Raw genomic sequence first — 17,437 nt, 5'->3', positions numbered from 1 at the left:
CGTGTCGCCGATCGCTTGCTTGCGCGTCGGCGACACGGGTACCCCGCTCGCCACGAGGCACGCGGCGGTCAGCGCTCCAGACGTGCCACCCGGCCCTTCTCCCCGGACGCCCAGCAGCCCAGGTCGGGGGTGCAGTCCACGGTGTCGTACGAGCCGGTGTCCAGGATGCGCCAGGTGCGGCCGCCGTCGGTCGTGAGGTCGGTGCCGGTCGGGCCGACCGCGAGCGCGGAGGTGCGGCTGTGCGGGAGCCAGGCGACACCGGAGCGGTAGGCGGGCGGCGGCTGGGCGGCGGGGGTCCAGGTGCGGCCGCCGTCGGGGGTGAGGGCGGCCGCCTGGGGCGATGCCTGGTCGGCGCGGTAGTCGCCGCCGACCGCGAGGCCGTGGGCGCGGTCCCGGAAGGCGAGGGCGAAGACGCCACGCGCCGGGTCGCCCGCCGGGATCGGCGTCTCGGCCGCCTTCCAGGTCAGTCCCCGGTCGGTGGAATGCAGCACACGCGCGTGTGCGCCCCCGCCGGTGGCCAGCCAGGCATCGTGCGATCCCGCGCTCACGAGGCACTGTCCACTGGCGGCGAAGCCCGCCTCGCCGTCCTGCGCGGCGGGCATGCCGTCGCTGGGCAGCACCTTCCAGGACCGTCCGCCGTCGCTGGTGGACAGGATGCGGAACCTGCCGTCCACGGGGTCGCTCATCGCGAGGCCGTGGCGCCGGTCGAAGAAGGTCAGGCAGTCGTAGAAGGCCTTCGCGTCGGTGTTGCGGAAGGACTCGGTCCAGGTCACGCCGCCGTCGTCGGTCCTGAAGACCCGGGAGGCCTCGCCCTCACCGATGGCGAGGACCACCGCGCGCCGCGCGTCGAACGCCTCGATGTCGCGGAACTCCAGGTCGGCGGCGCGGGGCGGCGAGACGTTCCGCCAGCTCGCGCCGCCGTCCGTGGTGCGCAGAACGGTGCCCTTGGCTCCGGCCACCCAGGCGGTGTCCCGGCTGACGGCCGACAGTCCGCGGAAACGAACGTCGCTGCCGCTGTCCTTGAGCGCCCAGTGGGCCGCCTTCCCCGCCTCGTGTGCCTGCGCGGGCGCCGCCGTCAGCGCGGCGGCGAACGCCGCCGCGCACAGTCCCACGGTGACCGCCCGACTCGTACGTCTCGACTTCCCCAAGCCCCTCATGGCGGGCGAAGCTAGCCCACTCCCCGGGCGCCGTCCAGATGCCCTCGGTGGGAACCCGGGGGCCCCGGTTGGTGTCCTCTCCGGTATCGCGGGCATGTCGGAACGAGAAATGGATCACTACGTGTCACCGAGGTGAATGAACTCGGTGACAGAGGTCACTTGCGTTTCAGGTGCACTGAATGGCTCATTCCGTCGTCTCATACATTGCCCGGCCTCATCCGCCCGGAGTTCGTCCAGCCATCACAAGGGAGCAAGGCGTTGTCCACCGTCATCGAGCAGCCCGTAGAGGCCCGCCTCGTCGCCGCCGCCCCGCGGATGCCGAGCATTCCCGCAACGCTCCACTACGACCGGAGCGACCCCTTCGCCGTCCGTATGACCTTCCCCGCCCCGGCCACGCTGGAGGGCGTGGAGGTCTGCTGGACCTTCGCGCGCGAGCTGCTCACGTCCGGCATGGAGGACTCCGTGGGGTACGGCGACGTACGGGTGCGGCCGTACGGCTACGACCGCACCGTGCTGGAGTTCCACGCCCCCGAGGGCACCGCCGTGGTGCATGTGCGCTCGGGCGAGGTGCGGAAGTTCCTCCAGCTCACGACCGAACTGGTGCCCGTCGGACTCGAGCATCTCCAGGTCGACCTGGACCACGACCTGGAGGAGCTGATGCGGGGCACCTGCTGAGCGGCGCCCCCGCCCTCAGCGAGCGTCGCCCAGCAGGATGTTGAGCTCGGCGTAGTCGAGTCCACCGGTCAGCGAGTCGTAGGTCCCCGCGCTCAGCAGCTCCCGCGCGGCACGGCGGACCACGGCGTGCGCGGCCTGCGCGATGCTCGAACCCGTGCTGATCCGGGCGACCCCGAGCGCGGCCAGCTCGGCGACGGACGGTGCGCCGGGACCGACCAGCACATTGAGCGGGCCCTCGACACCCGCCACGAGCGACTTCACCGTCCCCGGGTCGACGGCCCCGGGAACGAAGATCCCGTCGGCTCCGGCGGCGAGGAAGGCGGCGGCTCGCTCCAGGGTCTCCTCGACCCCTCCCGCGCCCCTCAGAACGGTGTCGATGCGCGCGTTGATGAACAGCGGGACACCCGCCGCATCGGCTGCGGCACGGGCCGCGGCGATACGCTCCGCCTGCTCGGCGACCGGACGCAGCGGGCCACGGCCGCCGTCGCCGACACCCTCGCCGTCGTCACCTTCGCCGTCGTACAGCGCGTCCTCGATGTTCACGCCCACGGCGCCGGCCGCGAGCACCGCGCGGATCGTGTCCCCGACGCCCGCGGCGTCCTTCGCGTAGCCGCTCTCGATGTCCGCGCTCACCGGGACCCGGACCACGGCGGCGACGCGTGCGACCGCGCCGAGGGCCCGGTCCCTGTCCAGCCGGTCCCCGTCGGCCGTTCCCAGGTCCCAGGCGAGCCCCGCGCTGGTCGTCGCCACGGCGGCGGCGCCCGCCTCCTCGACCAGGCGCGCGCTCGCCGTGTCCCAGGCGTTCGGGAGGACGAGTGGGCGGCCGGGGATGTGCAGGGCGCGGAAGGCGAGGGCGGTTTCGTGGGTGGGGTTCTGGTTCGTCATGGGGACGATCCCATCACCGGGGGCGGGATGGGGGCTGGCAGGAATGCGACATGTGCGTGGGGGCCGGGAAGCATGGCCGGTGCGGGTCGCCGGGGGTTGCTCACGCGGTCCCCCGCACCCCTTCCCGCGTGCCTCAGCCTCCCGTTGCCGCGCCCGAGGCCGATGCCGCCGTGACCGCCACGACGATCGCGGTGCGCACCTCCTGGATGACCTTCTTCAGTGCCGGGGCCGCCGCTCCGCTGCGGTCGGTCAGCTCCTCGATGCGCTGCTTGTACAGCTTGCGGTCCTTGCCGGACGCCAGCGTGCGCAGTTCGGCCGCGGCGGCGAGGGCGACGAGGGCCGCGTCGCGGTCGGAGACGTCCTCGACGGGCACGGGCCCCTGCAACACGGTCCGTGCCTCCTCCCGCAGCGCCTCCACCGCGGACACCCGCTCCAACTCGTACTCCACGGACGGGAAGAGCCCGAGCACCCGTTTCTTCTCGGCCCGCAGGTATCCCTCGGCGGCGAGCTGCGCGCGGACCGCGTCCAGGGTGACGCGCGCCCGCAGGGTCACCCACGCCTTCCACTTCCGGGGCCGGGACTCCTCCACCAGTTCCAGGAGCCCGTCGAGGACCAGGTCCCCCGTATGGGCGTCGGCGTCGACCGGAGTGGCGATGCCGTCCACGTCGGCGAGCAGTCCGCGCTGGGCGAGCTCCGTGAGGGCGCCGGCGCGCACCAGGTGGTGGAGGTGGGTCGCCCCCGTGACCTTGAGCCTCGTGGTGTCCCAGGCCAGCAGATAGAGCCGGGCGGGCAGCGACAGCGAGCCGTTGGGCACGACGTCTCCTTCGGGATCGAGGTCGGGGCCACGTTAATGCGTTGACAGCGTTCAGGGCCGTTCCTACGGTGTACAGCGGTCCTGTTGTCGTCGATCGGAGAAGGACGTTGCTCGTCTGAGGTCTGGGACACCGCGTCACACAGTGGGCTTTCGTCGCCCCCGTGTGCGCAGCGTGCGACCTCGGCGTATGAGCCGTCCTCCGGTTCTACGGGGCCTTCTTTCCGCCCTCCTGACTGGATCGTCGTCACCTCGCGGTGTCTCGAACGCGTGCCCCTGACCGCACCCAGTAATCGCGAGGCCCTCATGTCTTCTTTCCCCACCTCCCTCAGCTGCACCTCCCTCTCCTTCGCCTGGCCGGACGGAACCACCGTCTTCGACGACCTTCAGATCGCCTTCGGCCCCGGCAGGACCGGGCTCGTCGGCGTCAACGGATCAGGGAAGTCCACCCTGTTGAAGCTGATCGCGGGCGAACTGACCCCGGCCGACGGCACGATCCGCGTCACCGGCGAGGTCGGTTATCTGCCGCAGAACGTCACGCTCGACACCGCCCTGCGGGTCGACGAGGCGCTGGGCATCGCCGCCACGCGGGCCGCGCTGCACGCCATCGAGGCGGGCGACGTTGCCGAGGAGCACTTCGACGTCGTCGGCGACGACTGGGACGTCGAGGAGCGGGCGCTCGCCATGCTCGGCGAACTCGGACTCGGGCACGTCGAGCTGGACCGCGCCATCGGCGAGGTCTCGGGCGGCGAGTCGGTACTGCTGCGCCTGGCCGCGCTGCTGCTGCGCCGGCCGGACATCCTGCTGCTGGACGAGCCCACCAACAACCTCGATCTGTACGCGCGCAGGCGGCTGTACGCGGCCGTCGAGGCCTGGTCCGGGGTCATGGTCGTGGTCAGTCACGACCGCGAACTGCTGGACCTGGTCGACCAGATCGCCGATCTGCGCTCGGGCGAGGTCACCTGGTACGGGGGCAATTACTCCGCGTACGAGGAGGTCCTCGCCGGCGAGCAGGAGGCGGCGGAGCGCATGGTGCGCGTCGCCGAGGCCGATCTGAAGAAACAGAAGCGCGAGCTGGTCGACGCGCAGGTCAAGCTCGCCCGTCGCAAGCGCTACGGACAGAAGATGTTCGAGCAGAAGCGCGAGCCGAAGATCGTCATGGGTGCGCGCAAACGGGCCGCACAGGAGTCCGCGGGCAAGCACCGCATCATGCACGAGGAGAAGCTCGCCGAGGCGAAGGACCGGCTCGACGACGCGGTGGAGGCCGTACGGGACGACGACGAGATCCGTGTCGACCTGCCGTACACGGCCGTACCGCCGGGCCGCACCGTGCTCACGCTGGAGAACCTGGAGCTGAGGTACGGCGCGCGCGTGGACGGTGTGTTCGATCTGCGCGGACCCGAGCGGGTCGCGCTGATCGGGCGCAACGGCGCGGGCAAGACGACGCTGCTGCGGACGATCGCCGGGGAGCTGGAGGCGGTGTCCGGCCAGGCGCTGGCCCATGTGCCGCTGCGGTTCCTGCCTCAGCGGCTCGATGTGCTCGACGGGGAGCTGACCGTGGCCGAGAACGTGGCCCGCTTCGCGCCCGCCGCCACCAACAACCGGGTCCGGGCGCGGCTCGCCCGCTTCCTGTTCAAGGGGGCGAAGGCCGACCAGCGGGCGGCGTCGCTCTCCGGCGGCGAACGCTTCCGGGCGGCGCTCGCAGCACTGATGCTCGCCGAGCCCGCGCCGCAGCTCCTGATGCTCGACGAGCCGACCAACAACCTCGACCTGGCGAGCGTCCGCCAGCTCACCACGGCGCTCGAGTCCTACGAGGGCGCGCTGATCGTCGCCAGCCATGACCTGCCGTTCCTGGAGTCGATCGGAATCACACGCCGGCTGCTGCTGGAAGGAGGAGAACTGAAAGAAACCACGGCGGAAGCTGTCGGGTATCCGACATAGCGCAGGGCCCGGAGGCTGACTAACGTCGCTTTCGGGCACCACCCCGCGTCCCGTTCGGACGCGGGTCCGCCCGCCGTCCGGTCCGGGGGTGCCGAGTCGGGGGCTGTTGTGCGCGCGAACGGCGCTGCATGATGTGCGCCGATGCACCCTGCCGATTCGGAGACCGCTCGTGCCCAGCCAGAAAGCCCTCATCCGCAGGCCCAGTCCCCGTCTCGCCGAGGGACTGGTGACGCACATCGAGCGCGAGAAGGTGGACGTCGACCTGGCCGTCGAGCAGTGGGAGGCGTACGCCGAGGCGCTGCGCGCGCACGGCTGGGAGACCGTCGAGGTCGATCCGGCCGACGACTGCCCCGACTCGGTGTTCGTCGAGGACGCCGTGGTCGTCTTCCGCAATGTCGCGCTGATCTCCCGCTCCGGCGCCGAGTCCCGGCGCGCCGAGACCGCCGGGGTCGAGGAGGCCGTGGCCCGGCTGGGCTGCTCGGTGAACTGGATCTGGGAGCCGGGCACCCTGGACGGCGGCGATGTCCTGAAGGTCGGCGACACGGTGTACGTGGGCCGCGGCGGGCGCACCAACGCGGCCGGGGTCCAGCAACTGCGGGCGGCCCTCGAACCGCTCGGGGCGCGGGTCGTGGCCGTACCCGTGAACAAGGTGCTGCATCTGAAGTCGGCGGTCACCGCGCTGCCCGACGGGACGGTGATCGGCCATGAGCCCCTGGTGGACACGCCCTCGCTGTTCCCACGCTTCCTGCCGGTGCCGGAGGAGTCCGGGGCGCATGTCGTGCTGCTCGGCGGCGGGAAGCTGCTGATGGCGGCGAGCGCCCCGAAGACGGCGGAGCTGCTCGCGGGCCTCGGTCACGAACCGGTTCTCGTGGACATCAGCGAGTTCGAGAAGCTCGAGGGGTGTGTGACATGCCTCTCGGTACGGCTTCGGGAGCTGTACGTCTGAGCACGCCCGCTCCCCGCTGGGACCCCCACTGATCAGGCACTCTTTACAGCGAACTTAACCTACGGTTTCGTAACCTACGGATACGTAGCCTACGATGCCGTAGGTTTCGTCTCCGCTCGGTAACCCGCCGAGCAACTCGCTCGGCTGCACGCCCGGCAACACGCTCAGTAACTCGCTCAGTAATTTCACGTCCCCCTGGAGCACCCGTGACGATCACTTCTCCCCACCTTGGCAGCCCGTCCACCGACTGGACCGACGCTCGGCTGCTCTACGCGTTGGAAGAAGTGGTCGAGACCGAGCTCAACCGCCACCTCAAGGTGGCCAAGGACTGGATGCCGCACGAGTACGTGCCGTTCAGCGACGCCCGGAACTTCCCCGGCTTCTTCGAGGACGGCGAGGCCTGGGACAAGAAGCAGTCCAAGGTCACGGAGATCGGCCGGATCGCGCTGGTCGTCAACCTGCTCACCGAGGACAACCTGCCGAGCTACCACCACGAGATCGCCGCGCTCTTCGGCCGTGACGGCGCCTGGGGCACCTGGGTGCACCGCTGGACCGCCGAGGAGGGCCGACACGGCATCGTGATGCGCGACTACCTGCTCGCCTCACGCGCCGTCGACCCCGACAAGCTCGAGGCGTCCCGTATGGCGCACATGAACGAGGGCTTCGAGTCGGACAACCGCCACTCGATGCTGCACACGGTCGCGTACGTCGCCTTCCAGGAGCTCGCGACCCGCGTCTCGCACCGCAACACCGGTCACCAGTCGGGCGACCCGGTCTGCGACCGCATGCTGGCGCGCATCGCGACCGACGAGAACCTGCACATGGTCTTCTACCGCAACCTGCTCAAGGCCGCGTTCGAGCTGGCCCCCGACCTGACCATGCAGTCCGTCCGCGACGTCATCGTCAACTTCCGGATGCCCGGACACGGCATGCCCGGTTTCGAGCGCGCCGCCGCGCAGATGGCCATCGGCGAGGTCTACAACATGCGCATCCACCACGACGACGTTCTGCAGCCGGTGCTGCGCCACCTGAAGGTCCTGGAGATGGACGGCCTCGGCCCCGAGGGCCTGCAGGCCCAGGAGGAGCTCGGCTTCTTCATGGGCGGCCTGGACGCGGAGGCCTCGAAGTTCGACGAGAAGCTCGCGGCCCGCAAGGCGCGGATGGCCGCGCGCGCCGCCGGCTGACCCTCTTCGGTCGAATCCGCCTCACTCGTACGCCGTCACCTGGTCCAGCGCCGCGTCCCGCACGTCGGCCACCGGGTGGCGGCGCAGTGCTCTCAGCCGCTCCCGCCAGGGCGCGGCCCAGCCCGTGCGGGCGCCGATCGCCCCGGTGACGGCCGCCGCGAGCAGGCCCTCGCCGTGCCCGCCGTGCGCGCCCAGCCGCCGCACCACCTCCAGCAGGACGTCGGGATCCCCCTCGTGCGCCTGCCGCCGCAGTCGCTCCCCGAGCTCCCGGGCCGTCCGTGCGGCCAGCGCCGGGCGTCCCTCGGTGAGGGCGGCCAGGCGCTCCAGGTCCCCCGGTTCCCCGTCCAGGTCCAGGTGGAACGCCGTGATCGCGGCCGCCTGCGGTACGAAGGCGTCGTAGCCGGCGAGCAGTTCGCCGGCGGCGAGGGCCGCGGGCCGGATGGGTCCCGGGGCCGTCCTGGCCTGCTGGGCGAGGCGCACGACAAGGTGGTCGACGCGCCGCCTGGCCGGTCGGTCGCGCCGCTCGTCGGCATCGGCGCGACCGATCTCCTCCGTCGCCGCGGCCGTCTCCGCCTCCGCCAACGCCCGCAGCGCCTGTCGAAGGCCCCGGCCGCCACGTGGTGAGCCCGCCGCCGCGGTCACCAGACCATTGGCCGCCGCGCGCCAGCTGACGCGCCCCGTCAGATCGGTGACGGCGTCGGCGAGGACCGTCGGCGACTCGGGGGACCAGGGCGCCCAGCGGGCCAGGGCGTCGAAGGCCAGGGTGGCGGTCTCGGGGTCGTCGGTGGACGACACCTCGCGGACCAGTCCGGCGTACCGCTCTCGGTGGGGCTCGGGCAGATCCAGCGGGGTGACCCGCAGGATCGCGGTACGGAGCACCGGCTCGGCGCCCGCGGCATCCCGCAGCAGTCCCCAGACCGGTTCCTCGGCGAGCAGGCCGCCCGCGAAGGCCACGATGGCGGCGCGGACGTCGACATGGGTGCCCGGCGCCGCGTACGCCTCGGTCAGCAGCGCAGCCGCACGTGGCATCGGGAGCCGTACGGCGGCGAGCCGGGCGGCCTCCTTGCGGCTGGTCACCTTGGCGCGCGGCGCGAAGAGCACCGCGCGCAGCTGCGCGGCCAGGAGGGAAGGCGCCGCGTACCGGGACGCCTGGGTGGCCGCGTAGACGGCGACCCGCGCCCGTTCGCCGCCCGCGTGCGCCAGCAGCTCGGGCAGCGCGTCGGCGGGCCGGTCCGTACGGGCGAGTGCGGCGAGCGCCGCCTCGGCGAGCAGCACGTCCGGGGACCCGGTCCAGTGGCGTACGAGATCGGTGCCGCTGCCCGGGACAAGGGCGCCCTGCGCGACGGCGGCGGCCCGCTCGAAGAGCGGCAGCGCGGCGTCCTCGGCCTGGTCCGCCAACTGTCGTGCCACCGCGCGCTGTTGGCGTGGCACCCAGCGCCGTATGTCGCGGTCCACCAGTACGGTCCAGGGGGTGCCCTTGGTCAGAAAGCGGCCGTACGGAGGGGTCTCGGCGAGCAGCGGGTCGAGCAGGTCGGTGCGGCGCCGGGTGACGATCCCCAGGACCGGCCACAGCGCGGCCGCGGACGGTTCGAACGCGAGGACGCGGGCCACCCGCTCGTCGCGGGTCGCGGGCGGCTCGAGCCACAGCTCGACCGCGTGGCGCAGGGTCGCGTCATTGCCGTACCGGATGGCCTGCCAGAGGAGTTCCTGCAGTTCGGGCATGCCGGCGGCGCGCCGCCCGACCGCGCGGGCGAGCGTGAAGGCGAGGCTGTAGTCGGCCTTTTCGGCGCCCGCCTCGATCCAGGGGCGCAGGGCCTCGTACACCTGGTGCTCCTGGCCGCGCCGCAGGGTCGTGTCGAGGCGGCCGAGGTCGGCGTCACCGGTGTTGCCGGATATCCGGACCAGGGTGCGCAGGGCCCAGTTCACCAACTCCCGCCGCCCGCCGGCCGCGTGCTCGCGCAGGACGGAGAGGGCGAGGCGACTGAGGTTCTGCCGGGTGGCGGGCGAGGAGTCGCGGGCCTCGACGGCGTCCGCGGTGACGCGGTCGAGGTGCGGCTCGGCGTCCTCGGTGAACAGCGCGGGCCGCACCCCGGACAGTGCGCCGAGCGCGGTCGAGCGCACCGGGTCCTGTTCGTTGCGCAGCCGGCCCATCTCCTCCAGGACGGAGGTGACGGCCGCGTGGTCGCCGGAGCGGGCGGCGTTGCGGATGAGCAACGGCCAGGCTTCGGCGCGGTCTTCGGCGGCCGGGCGGCGGGTGGCCTCGACGAGCCGTTCGCGTGCTTCCTCGACGGGGAGGAAGGACTCGGCGAGCAGCAGGGAGCTCCAGAGGGCGCCGTGCTCGCGTGCGACGGCCGCCATGCGTCGGGCCTCTTCGGCGACACAGCTGCGTGGCAGCACCGCGAGGATGATCGCGTCGATGGTGACGTGTCCGGCTCCTCGGCCTTCCTGCGCGGCCTGGTAGAAGGCGTGGCGGCGCGCCGGCGGCAGCGCCTTCACGAGCGGCGCGAGATCACCCCAGTCGGCCAAGACCTTGCTGAATGCCAGGAGTTCGGGTGCGTCGGAACGGGCCAGCCTGCGCAGCACGGCGGGGCTCAGGGCGCGGTAGCGGCGCGCGGCGAATCCGGTGGGGGTGAGCAGCAGCCGCAGCAGCCGGCTCGGGTCGGCCGCCGCGAACCGCGGGAAGTGGTCGTGCAGCGGGAGGGGCAGGGTGGCGGGCCCGAAGCGTTCGAGAAGGTCGAGCACGCGCAGGGGCTGCGTCGCGACCGTGGCGGCCACGCCCGGGGCGTACCGGCCCCACCAGGTGTCCCGCAGGGCCTCGGGGAGCGCCGCCAGCTCGCCTTCGGCGACGTCGAGAAGGGTGCCGGGATGCCGCTTGGCGAGGGTCTTCCAGCCGGTGACGGCGTGGAAGAGTTCGGGCAGCAGCCGGGCGACCGTCTCCGGCGCGCAGCCCGGCAGCAGCCGGGCCGCCTCGGCGTCGCCCCAGTCCCGCCACAGCCCCGGCAGCAGCCGGTCGGCCAGTGCCGTGCGCCGTCCCGCGACGATCGCGCGCAACAGCTCCCTGCGGACCGCCTCCGGGGCGTCGTCGAGCGCCGACTCGTAGGCGGAGTCGGGCACTTGGAGGCTGTCCGCGACCCGGAGGGCGTGTCCGCGCACGAAGGCGTCCGGGTCGGCGATGCGGTCCGCGATCCACTCGGCGTCGCGGCCGACGGCGGCCGCGACGACGGCGATCCCCCGTTCGTACGGTCCGCGGGATTCGAGTTCTTCCAGCACGGGCCGCAGCGGGGCCTGCTCCTTCACCCGCAGGGCGAGTTCGCGCATGCGCTGGGGGAAGGGCAGCGGGTCGAGGGCGTTGAGCAGACTTTCGGCGTGCCGCTGCGGGGTGCGATCCATGCGGGGATTGTGCCTGCTGAAGCGCGCGCGGCGTACTGGTTTCCCGGTGCGCTCCGGCGGGCCGGGGCCATCGTCGGAAACGCTGAGGGGAAGGGGGCGGGGCGGCTGGATTCGAACCAGCGTGTTCCGGTTTTGGAGACCAGGTGCGCCTGCCTCTGCGCTACGGCCCCGCCCTTGAGTCCGAGCGTAGCGGCGCCGTGCGGTGGACGCTGCGTACGGCGGCGACGTCGGCCGGGACCGACGGCATCGGGAGGTGCGCGCTGAGCGCGTCCAGGCGCCGCTTCACACTGGTCGCGATGGACTGCCCCAGCACGAACCGGGTCGCGGTCGCGGCGCGCGGGGCGGTGTCGAGGAGACGGTGGGCCTCGCGGCTGCGCATGCCGGTGTGCGCGAGGACGAGGTGGGTGAGGCGGTGTTCGGCGCTCGCGAGGGTGTGCGCGATGTCGGTGGCCGCCGCGAGGTCGACGCGGTTGTCGGCGGCGCCGAGCACCGCGGCCGCCCGCACCCGCCCGAGGTCGAGCAGGGTGACCCCCGCCGCGGTCGCCGCCGCCACCAGCCGGGCGGCGGCGCTCGGCCCGATGCCGTTGCTGGCGACCGAGAGCCGGGTGAGCCGTCCGTGCGGTGCCCGCGCCAGCGCGTCGGCGAGACGCAGCGCGCCCGCGTCGCCCAACCGTGCCGCGGATACGTAGAGTTCGTCGACCGCGCCCTCGGCGATGAGCGCGGACAGCGGCACCGCGCCCGCCGCGCCGAGCGGATTGCCGCCCACGAACAGCCGCTCGACGCGGCGGCCGTTCTCCGTCGCGGCGAGGAGGGCGTCGACGAGGACGACGACGCCCGTCGCGTCGAGCCCGGTCTGCACGAGGTCCAGCGTGCGCAACGACCGTGCGGCCTCGACGAGTTCGGCCGCGGCCCGCCCTCCCCCGCTGCCCAGGGGGTTGCGTTTGAGCCAGACGCCCGTGACGACCCGCGGCGAGGCGCGCAGGTTGTCGGCGATGCGGCAGGCGCCGCCCGCGGTGATCCCGTTGCAGCCGAGGTACAGCGTCTCGACCCCGGCACGCGCGGCGACCGCGGCGGCTCCCTCGTCGCCGAGCCCGTCGGTGCCGAGCAGCAAATGCCGTACGGGAGAGGGCCTGTCCGAGACGCCGGATGTCTCGGAGAGGGCCTCGGCGACCAGCGCCGCGCCCCGCGCTCCGAGTCCCTGCTTGCACAGGTCGAGGCGCCCGTCGGGCAGCGCCGTACCGGCCGTGAAGTCCAGCCGCTCGCCGGCCGGACGGCCGTCGCGCAACCAGTCGAGCAGCGGGGCGAGTTCGGTCAAAGGGCGCGGTACGACCGCCGGTATGCCCGCGAACCGCGGGTCCGGCTTGCGCTGCGGCTCCCTCACCATTCCGCCTCCCGGTAATCCTTGAGGAACACCCCGGACACGGGTGCGCCCGCTTCGCCCCGCACGATCGGGTCGTACACCCGGGCCGCTCCGTCCACGATGTCGAGGGGGGTGCGGAACCCCGCGCCCGCCATCCGCTCCTTCTTGGGAGCGGGGTTCTCGTCGGTGATCCAGCCGGTGTCGACGGCGCACATGTGAACGCCCTGCTCGGCGAGTTCGGCGGCGCTGGTGCGCGTGAGCATGTTGAGGGCGGCCTTGGCCATGTTGGTGTGCGGATGGCCGGCCATCTTGTTGCGTACGGCGAAGCGGCCCTCGACGGCGGTCACGTTGACGACATATCGCCGCGGGTGGGGCGAGGCGAGCAGCAGGGGCAGCAGCCGGTCGCAGAGCAGCGCCGGGGCGAGCGCGTTGACCAACTGGGTCTCCAGGACCTCGGCCGGGTCGAGTGCGCCCAGCCGGGCCGACCAGGAGTTCTCCGGGGAGGGGTCGGGCAGCAGCCCTGCCTCGTCGGCCTCCCGCAGCGCCGCGGGAAGCGCCGAAGGACCACCACCGGCCAGCGCGCGCATCGGTGTGAACCCCGGTGCCTCCCGGGCCCCTTCGGGCAGTCCGGCACGCTCCCCGGCGGCCAGCAGCGCGTATGAGTCGGCGGGCCGCCGTACCGTCTGCGCGGCGTTGTTGACCAGGATGTCGAGGGGCTCGCCCTCCTGCCTCAACTGCTCGCAGATCCCGAGCACCTGGCGCGGATCACGGAGATCCACCGCCAGCACCGTCAGCCGGTCCAGCCACTTCGCGCTGCCCGGTTCGGCGCGGAAGCGACGCATGGTGTCGTGCGGAAAGCGGCTGGTGACCAGGAGTTCGGCGCCGTCGCGCAGCATCATCAGGGCCAACTGGAAGCCGATCTTGACCCGGCCTCCGGTGAGCAGCGCGCGACGGCCACTCAGGTGGGTGGTGAGCGCACGCCGGGCGGTGTTGTCGGCGGCGCAGTCCGGGCACAGCCGGTGGTAGAAGGCGTCGACCTGTCGATAGGGCGTCTTGCAGACATAGCAGGAGCGGGGCTTCACGAAGACGCCGCCGCCCCCGGGGCGGGCGAGCGGTGCGTCCTCCCGCCGGTCGAGCGCTCCCGTCGCGGTCGCGGCCATCACGGCCGCGTCGGCGGCGGAGAGTTCGGCGCCGCGCACCTTGCGCCTGCGCACCCGCCCGTCTCTCGCGAAGGACGCGGCGACCTGTTCGGCGCGCAGCCTCACCGGGTCGTCGACGGGCAGCGCCCGCAGCTTGCCGACCGTACGGTGGAACGCCGCCAGTTCGTCCTGTGTGATCGCGCCGCCGTCACCCATGTGTCCCCGCCCCGCGTGTGCGCCGCCGTGGTCCTGACCGGATTCGAACCGGCGTATCCGCCTTGGACGGGCGGTGAGTCTGCCTCTGCTCCACAGGACCCCGCTATCCCGGTCCACCCGGCCGGACGCAGCCCGGACGACCGGATTCGAACCGGCGTATCCGCCTTGCCAAGGCGGCGAGTCTGCCTCTGCTCTACGCCCGGGTGCGCCACGGCGATGCTAGCCACCGCCACCGGATCGCCCCACCGAATTACGGGTGGGCTCCCGGACCGGGCAGGGCGCTGGTCCGGGGCAGGGCGCCGGTCCAGGGCAAGGCGCGGCCCGGGGCAAGGCGCGGCCCGGACGCGGCTGTTCACGGCGTCCGGCGCGGGGCCCGGCGTCGTAGGGGCCGGTTTCGGCGTCGTTGGGGTCAGTTCTGGTCCGCGCGCCGGAGGCTGAGCCGTTCCTTCTCGGACAGGCCGCCCCAGACGCCGAAGCGTTCGTCGTTGTTCAGCGCGTACTCGAGGCAGGCGGAGCGCATCTCGCACATCCCGCAGATGCGCTTTGCCTCACGCACCGAGCTGCCCGGCTCGGGAAAGAAGAAATCGGCCCCGGTCTGCGCGCACAACGCCTGCTCCTGCCAGGCGGAGTCGGCCGGGGTCATGGTGTCGGTGTGCATGACGAGGATCGTGCCGCGCGGCGAAAAACGTTCGATCAACGTGGGATCAACGCCATGTTCCGAGGCACCAGGCGGCTCGCCGTAAAGTATGAAAACAAAACAAACATAATCGATCACCCAGGGTAATCGCAATGGTCTCTCCCGCCCGCGGCGGGAGTCCCGGCAGCGATTGTCAGTGGGCGGTGCCAGACTCGGCGGTACAGGCAACGGGACCCCTCAAAGGAGGGCACAACATGCTCACCACCCGCTTTGTCACGGGCGCTCCGAACTGGCTCGATGTCGGCACCCCCGACATCGAAGGCGCCTCATCCTTCTATGGCGGCCTCTTCGGCTGGCAGTTCCAGTCGGCAGGGCCCGACGCCGGCGGCTACGGTTTCTTCCAGCTCGCCGGAAAGACCGCCGCGGGCGGTATGCAGACCACCGAGGAGCAGGGCCCACCCTCCTGGACGGTGTACTTCCAGAGTCCCGACGCGCAGGCCACGGCCAAGGCGGCCGAGCAGGCCGGCGGCAGTGTGATCGTCCAGCCCATGGATGTCATGGGCCAGGGCCACATGGCGATTCTCGGGGACGAGGCGGGTGTGCCCTTCGGCATCTGGCAGCCGGCCCTGACCAAGGGCATCGACGTGGCGGGTGACCCGGGTTCGCTGTGCTGGGTCGAGCTCTACACCCCGGACGAGCCGGCGGCCGCCGCGTTCTACAACTCCGTGTTCGGCTGGGAGACCTCGGCCACTCCGTTCCCCGGCGGCACGTACACGTGTATCAACCCCGCCGGGGCGGAGGAGACGGACATGTTCGGCGGCGTCGTCCCGCTGGCCGACGACCCGACCGAGGCCCAGTCGGGCGCGTACTGGCTGCCGTACTTCGAGGTCACCGACACGGACGCCACCGTCAGCAAGGCCCAGGAGCTGGGCGGCACGGTCCGCATGCCCGCCACGGACCTGGAGGGCGTCGGCCGCATGGCGAAGCTCGCCGACCCGTACGGGGCGCGCTTCGCGGTCATCAAGAGCGCGACGCGGGAGAGCTGAGCGTACGAGCGAGGCCGGTGGGGCTCCTGACACGTGGGCCCCACCGGCCCCCTCTTCAGTCCTGCCCTGCCCGGAAATTCAGTCCTGCCCTGCCCTGCCCGGAAAACGGGGATTACTCCCCATTTCTCGATTCGACGATACCATCGGTTCCGGGGAGTACTCCCCGGAACTTCCGAGAGGCGACATGATGAAGGTCGACGTGAACGGGCCCGATCCGGTGCGGCGGCGCGACGCACGGCGCAACCGCGAACTGCTGGTCGAGGCGGCTCGCGAGGTGTTCGCCGCGCAGGGCCTGGACGCGCCGCTCGATGTGATCGCACGCCGGGCCGGCGTCGGAAACGCCACGCTCTACCGGCACTTCCCCAGCCGCGCCGCGCTGGTCGACGCGGTCTTCCGCGACTCGCTCACGCAGACCATGGACGCCGGAGACCGGGCCCGGGTCGCCGAGGACGCCTGGGCGGGTCTGCTGGGATACGTCGAAGAGGTCTTCGAGGGCCTCGCCGCCGACCGCGGTGCCAACGATCTGATGACCACCCACCTGGAGGGCGTCCACTCCCTCGACTCCGTGCACGCCCACAACCGGGAGACGGTGGAGGTGCTCCTGCGCCGCGGCCGCGAACAGGGCACGGTCCGCGACGATCTCACCACCGAGGACCTCCTCGTCGCGCTGGCCGTACTCGGCCGCGCCGTCCCGGCCCTCACGAGCACCGCCCCGGACGCCTGGCGCCGCCCCCTCGCCCTCCTCCTCGACGGACTGCGCGCCTCCCCCACCGCCGCCCCGCTGCCCGAGCCGTCGCTCACCCCGCCCCAACTCGGCACGTTCCTCGGCAACTTGGGGCCGCACCGGGACTGAAGGAAGCGAACGGAGACGAACCGGAGCGGGCGGGCGCACCACGGGGACGTTCCTACGCGGAAACCCGCCGCACCAACGTCGTCGGCAGCACCACGCCGGCCGGGCCACCGTCCGCCCCCTGCTTGCCCGCCCGGCGATCGAGGTCCCGCAGCAGCAGTCGCGCCATCAACCGGCCCATTTCCTCTATGTCCTGACGGACCGTCGTGAGCGGTGGATCCGTCTGTTCGGCGACCGGCAGCATGTCGTCGAACCCGATCACGGCGACGTCGTCCGGCACCCGCCGCCCCCGCTCGCGCAGCACCCGCAGGGCTCCCGAGGCCGTCAGGTCGTTCGCCGCGAACACCGCGTCGACGTCCGGGCAGCGCTCCAGCAGCTCCCGCATCGCACGCTCGCCGCCCGCGGGCGTGAAGTCCCCCTCGACGACGAGACGCGGATCGGCGTCGCCCATGACATCCCGGAAGCCGTCGAGCCGGTCGACGGCGGAGGTCTGGTCGAGGGCGCCGGTGATGTGCGCGACGCGGGTGCGGCCGAGTCCGACGAGATGGCGTACGGCCTCGCGGGCGCCGCCCCGGTTGTCGCTGTCGACGTAGACGGCCCGCCGCGCGCCGTCGCCCCAGCCGGGTCGCCCGCCGAACACGGTCGGCACGCCCGCGCCGTGGATCAGCTGCGGCAGCGGGTCGTCGAGGTGCAGCGAGAAGACGAGCGCGCCGTCGACATGACCGCCGGCGAGATACCGGCCGACGCGCGCGTGGTCGTCGCGGCCCTCGGTGAGCAGCAGGACGAGCTGCGAGTCGTGCGCGGTCAGCTCCTTGCTGATGCCGCGGAGCTGGAGGGCGAAGAAGGGGTCGGCGAAGACCCTGGTCTCCGGTTCGGCGATGACGACGGCGACGGCGTCGTGGCGCCGGGTGACCAGGCTTCGGGCGGCCTGGTTGGGGACGTAACCGAGCTCCTCGACGGCCCGTCTGACCCGCTCGACGAGCGGTTCGCGCACTCCGTCTCCGCCGTTGACGACGCGCGAGGCGGTGGCCCGTGAGACCCCCGCTCGCGCGGCCACGGCCTCCAGCGTGGGACGCGACGCTGTCTCGGTCACCTCAGGGCTCCTCCTCGGCGGTTGCCAAGAAGGATAGCCCCGGGCAGCACGCGTTGAGAGCGCTCCCCGACCGACGTCCACCGCGGCACCGCGGGAGTGCTGACCGA

The 17,437-nt window shown here is 72.5% G+C and carries 14 protein-coding genes and 3 tRNA genes; 6 read left to right on the top strand and 11 right to left on the bottom strand.

All coding sequences use genetic code 11. From position 1 onward, the window contains the following. Positions 1-68 precede the first annotated feature (68 nt). The gene (locus KVT44_RS37440) at positions 69-1,157 is read right to left on the bottom strand and encodes an oxidoreductase (protein WP_217571965.1); all 1,089 of its coding nucleotides are present in this window, start codon (positions 1,155-1,157) and stop codon (positions 69-71) included. A 258-nt stretch (positions 1,158-1,415) separates the two neighbouring features. Between KVT44_RS37440 and KVT44_RS37435 the strand changes: the two genes are divergently transcribed. Next, the gene (locus KVT44_RS37435) at positions 1,416-1,832 is read left to right on the top strand and encodes an SsgA family sporulation/cell division regulator (protein WP_054232767.1); all 417 of its coding nucleotides are present in this window, start codon (positions 1,416-1,418) and stop codon (positions 1,830-1,832) included. A gap of 15 nt (positions 1,833-1,847) precedes the next feature. Here the strand turns inward: KVT44_RS37435 and KVT44_RS37430 are convergent, their stop codons facing one another. Next, positions 1,848-2,717: an isocitrate lyase/phosphoenolpyruvate mutase family protein gene (locus tag KVT44_RS37430; RefSeq protein WP_217571963.1), complete on the bottom strand. Its 870-nt coding sequence runs from the start codon at positions 2,715-2,717 to the stop codon at positions 1,848-1,850. 133 nt (positions 2,718-2,850) lie between these two features. Continuing rightward, on the bottom strand, positions 2,851-3,531 hold the full coding sequence (locus KVT44_RS37425) for a GPP34 family phosphoprotein (RefSeq protein ID WP_217571961.1): 681 nt from the start codon (positions 3,529-3,531) through the stop codon (positions 2,851-2,853). A 303-nt stretch (positions 3,532-3,834) separates the two neighbouring features. Here KVT44_RS37425 and KVT44_RS37420 point away from each other — a divergent pair, with 303 nt between their 5' ends. The 3 genes from KVT44_RS37420 (at position 3,835) to KVT44_RS37410 (ending at position 7,599) form a co-directional block, all read left to right on the top strand. Further along, entirely contained in the window at positions 3,835-5,469 is a 1,635-nt protein-coding gene (locus KVT44_RS37420; RefSeq protein WP_217571959.1) for an ABC-F family ATP-binding cassette domain-containing protein, read from the top strand. A gap of 169 nt (positions 5,470-5,638) precedes the next feature. Further along, positions 5,639-6,415 (top strand): dimethylargininase, encoded by a 777-nt coding sequence (gene ddaH, locus KVT44_RS37415; RefSeq protein ID WP_217571957.1) that lies wholly within the window; start codon positions 5,639-5,641, stop codon positions 6,413-6,415. 206 nt (positions 6,416-6,621) lie between these two features. After that, positions 6,622-7,599 carry an acyl-ACP desaturase gene (locus KVT44_RS37410; protein ID WP_190168283.1) on the top strand — a complete coding sequence of 326 codons (978 nt, stop codon included), beginning with the start codon at positions 6,622-6,624 and terminating at the stop codon, positions 7,597-7,599. Positions 7,600-7,620: 21 nt separating this feature from the next. Here KVT44_RS37410 and KVT44_RS37405 read toward each other — a convergent pair whose 3' ends face one another. The 7 genes from KVT44_RS37405 to KVT44_RS37375 form a co-directional block, all read right to left on the bottom strand. Continuing rightward, entirely contained in the window at positions 7,621-10,989 is a 3,369-nt protein-coding gene (locus KVT44_RS37405) for a hypothetical protein (RefSeq protein WP_254650437.1), read from the bottom strand. A 95-nt stretch (positions 10,990-11,084) separates the two neighbouring features. Next, positions 11,085-11,161, bottom strand: a tRNA-Trp gene (locus tag KVT44_RS37400). Next, positions 11,150-12,373, bottom strand: a complete 1,224-nt coding sequence (locus tag KVT44_RS37395) for a ribonuclease inhibitor (protein WP_217571955.1) — start codon at positions 12,371-12,373, stop codon at positions 11,150-11,152. Before KVT44_RS37395 ends, KVT44_RS37400 begins: the two co-directional genes overlap by 12 nt. Further along, positions 12,367-13,704, bottom strand: coding sequence for an SDR family NAD(P)-dependent oxidoreductase (locus tag KVT44_RS37390; protein ID WP_217571953.1), 1,338 nt, complete (start codon positions 13,702-13,704; stop codon positions 12,367-12,369). Before KVT44_RS37390 ends, KVT44_RS37395 begins: the two co-directional genes overlap by 7 nt. 28 nt (positions 13,705-13,732) lie before the next feature. Continuing rightward, a tRNA-Gly gene (locus tag KVT44_RS37385) sits at positions 13,733-13,804 on the bottom strand. A 31-nt stretch (positions 13,805-13,835) separates the two neighbouring features. Beyond that, a tRNA-Ala gene (locus tag KVT44_RS37380) sits at positions 13,836-13,907 on the bottom strand. Between the two features lie 206 nt (positions 13,908-14,113). Beyond that, entirely contained in the window at positions 14,114-14,362 is a 249-nt protein-coding gene (locus KVT44_RS37375) for a WhiB family transcriptional regulator (protein WP_177324188.1), read from the bottom strand. A gap of 233 nt (positions 14,363-14,595) precedes the next feature. On the opposite strand from KVT44_RS37375, the gene KVT44_RS37370 reads away from it, so the two are divergent. Together KVT44_RS37370 and KVT44_RS37365 are read left to right on the top strand one after the other, a co-directional pair. Then, positions 14,596-15,387: a VOC family protein gene (locus tag KVT44_RS37370; RefSeq protein WP_099919538.1), complete on the top strand. Its 792-nt coding sequence runs from the start codon at positions 14,596-14,598 to the stop codon at positions 15,385-15,387. A 187-nt stretch (positions 15,388-15,574) separates the two neighbouring features. After that, positions 15,575-16,240 (top strand): TetR/AcrR family transcriptional regulator, encoded by a 666-nt coding sequence (locus tag KVT44_RS37365; protein WP_217572034.1) that lies wholly within the window; start codon positions 15,575-15,577, stop codon positions 16,238-16,240. A 52-nt stretch (positions 16,241-16,292) separates the two neighbouring features. Here KVT44_RS37365 and KVT44_RS37360 read toward each other — a convergent pair whose 3' ends face one another. After that, entirely contained in the window at positions 16,293-17,330 is a 1,038-nt protein-coding gene (locus KVT44_RS37360) for a LacI family DNA-binding transcriptional regulator (protein WP_217571951.1), read from the bottom strand. Between the last annotated feature and the right edge of the window lie 107 nt (positions 17,331-17,437).

It is taken from the genome of Streptomyces sp. GbtcB7 (assembly GCF_019091445.1).
GTDB lineage: Bacteria > Actinomycetota > Actinomycetes > Streptomycetales > Streptomycetaceae > Streptomyces > Streptomyces mirabilis.
This window is presented reverse-complemented; position numbering and strand designations above follow the sequence as displayed.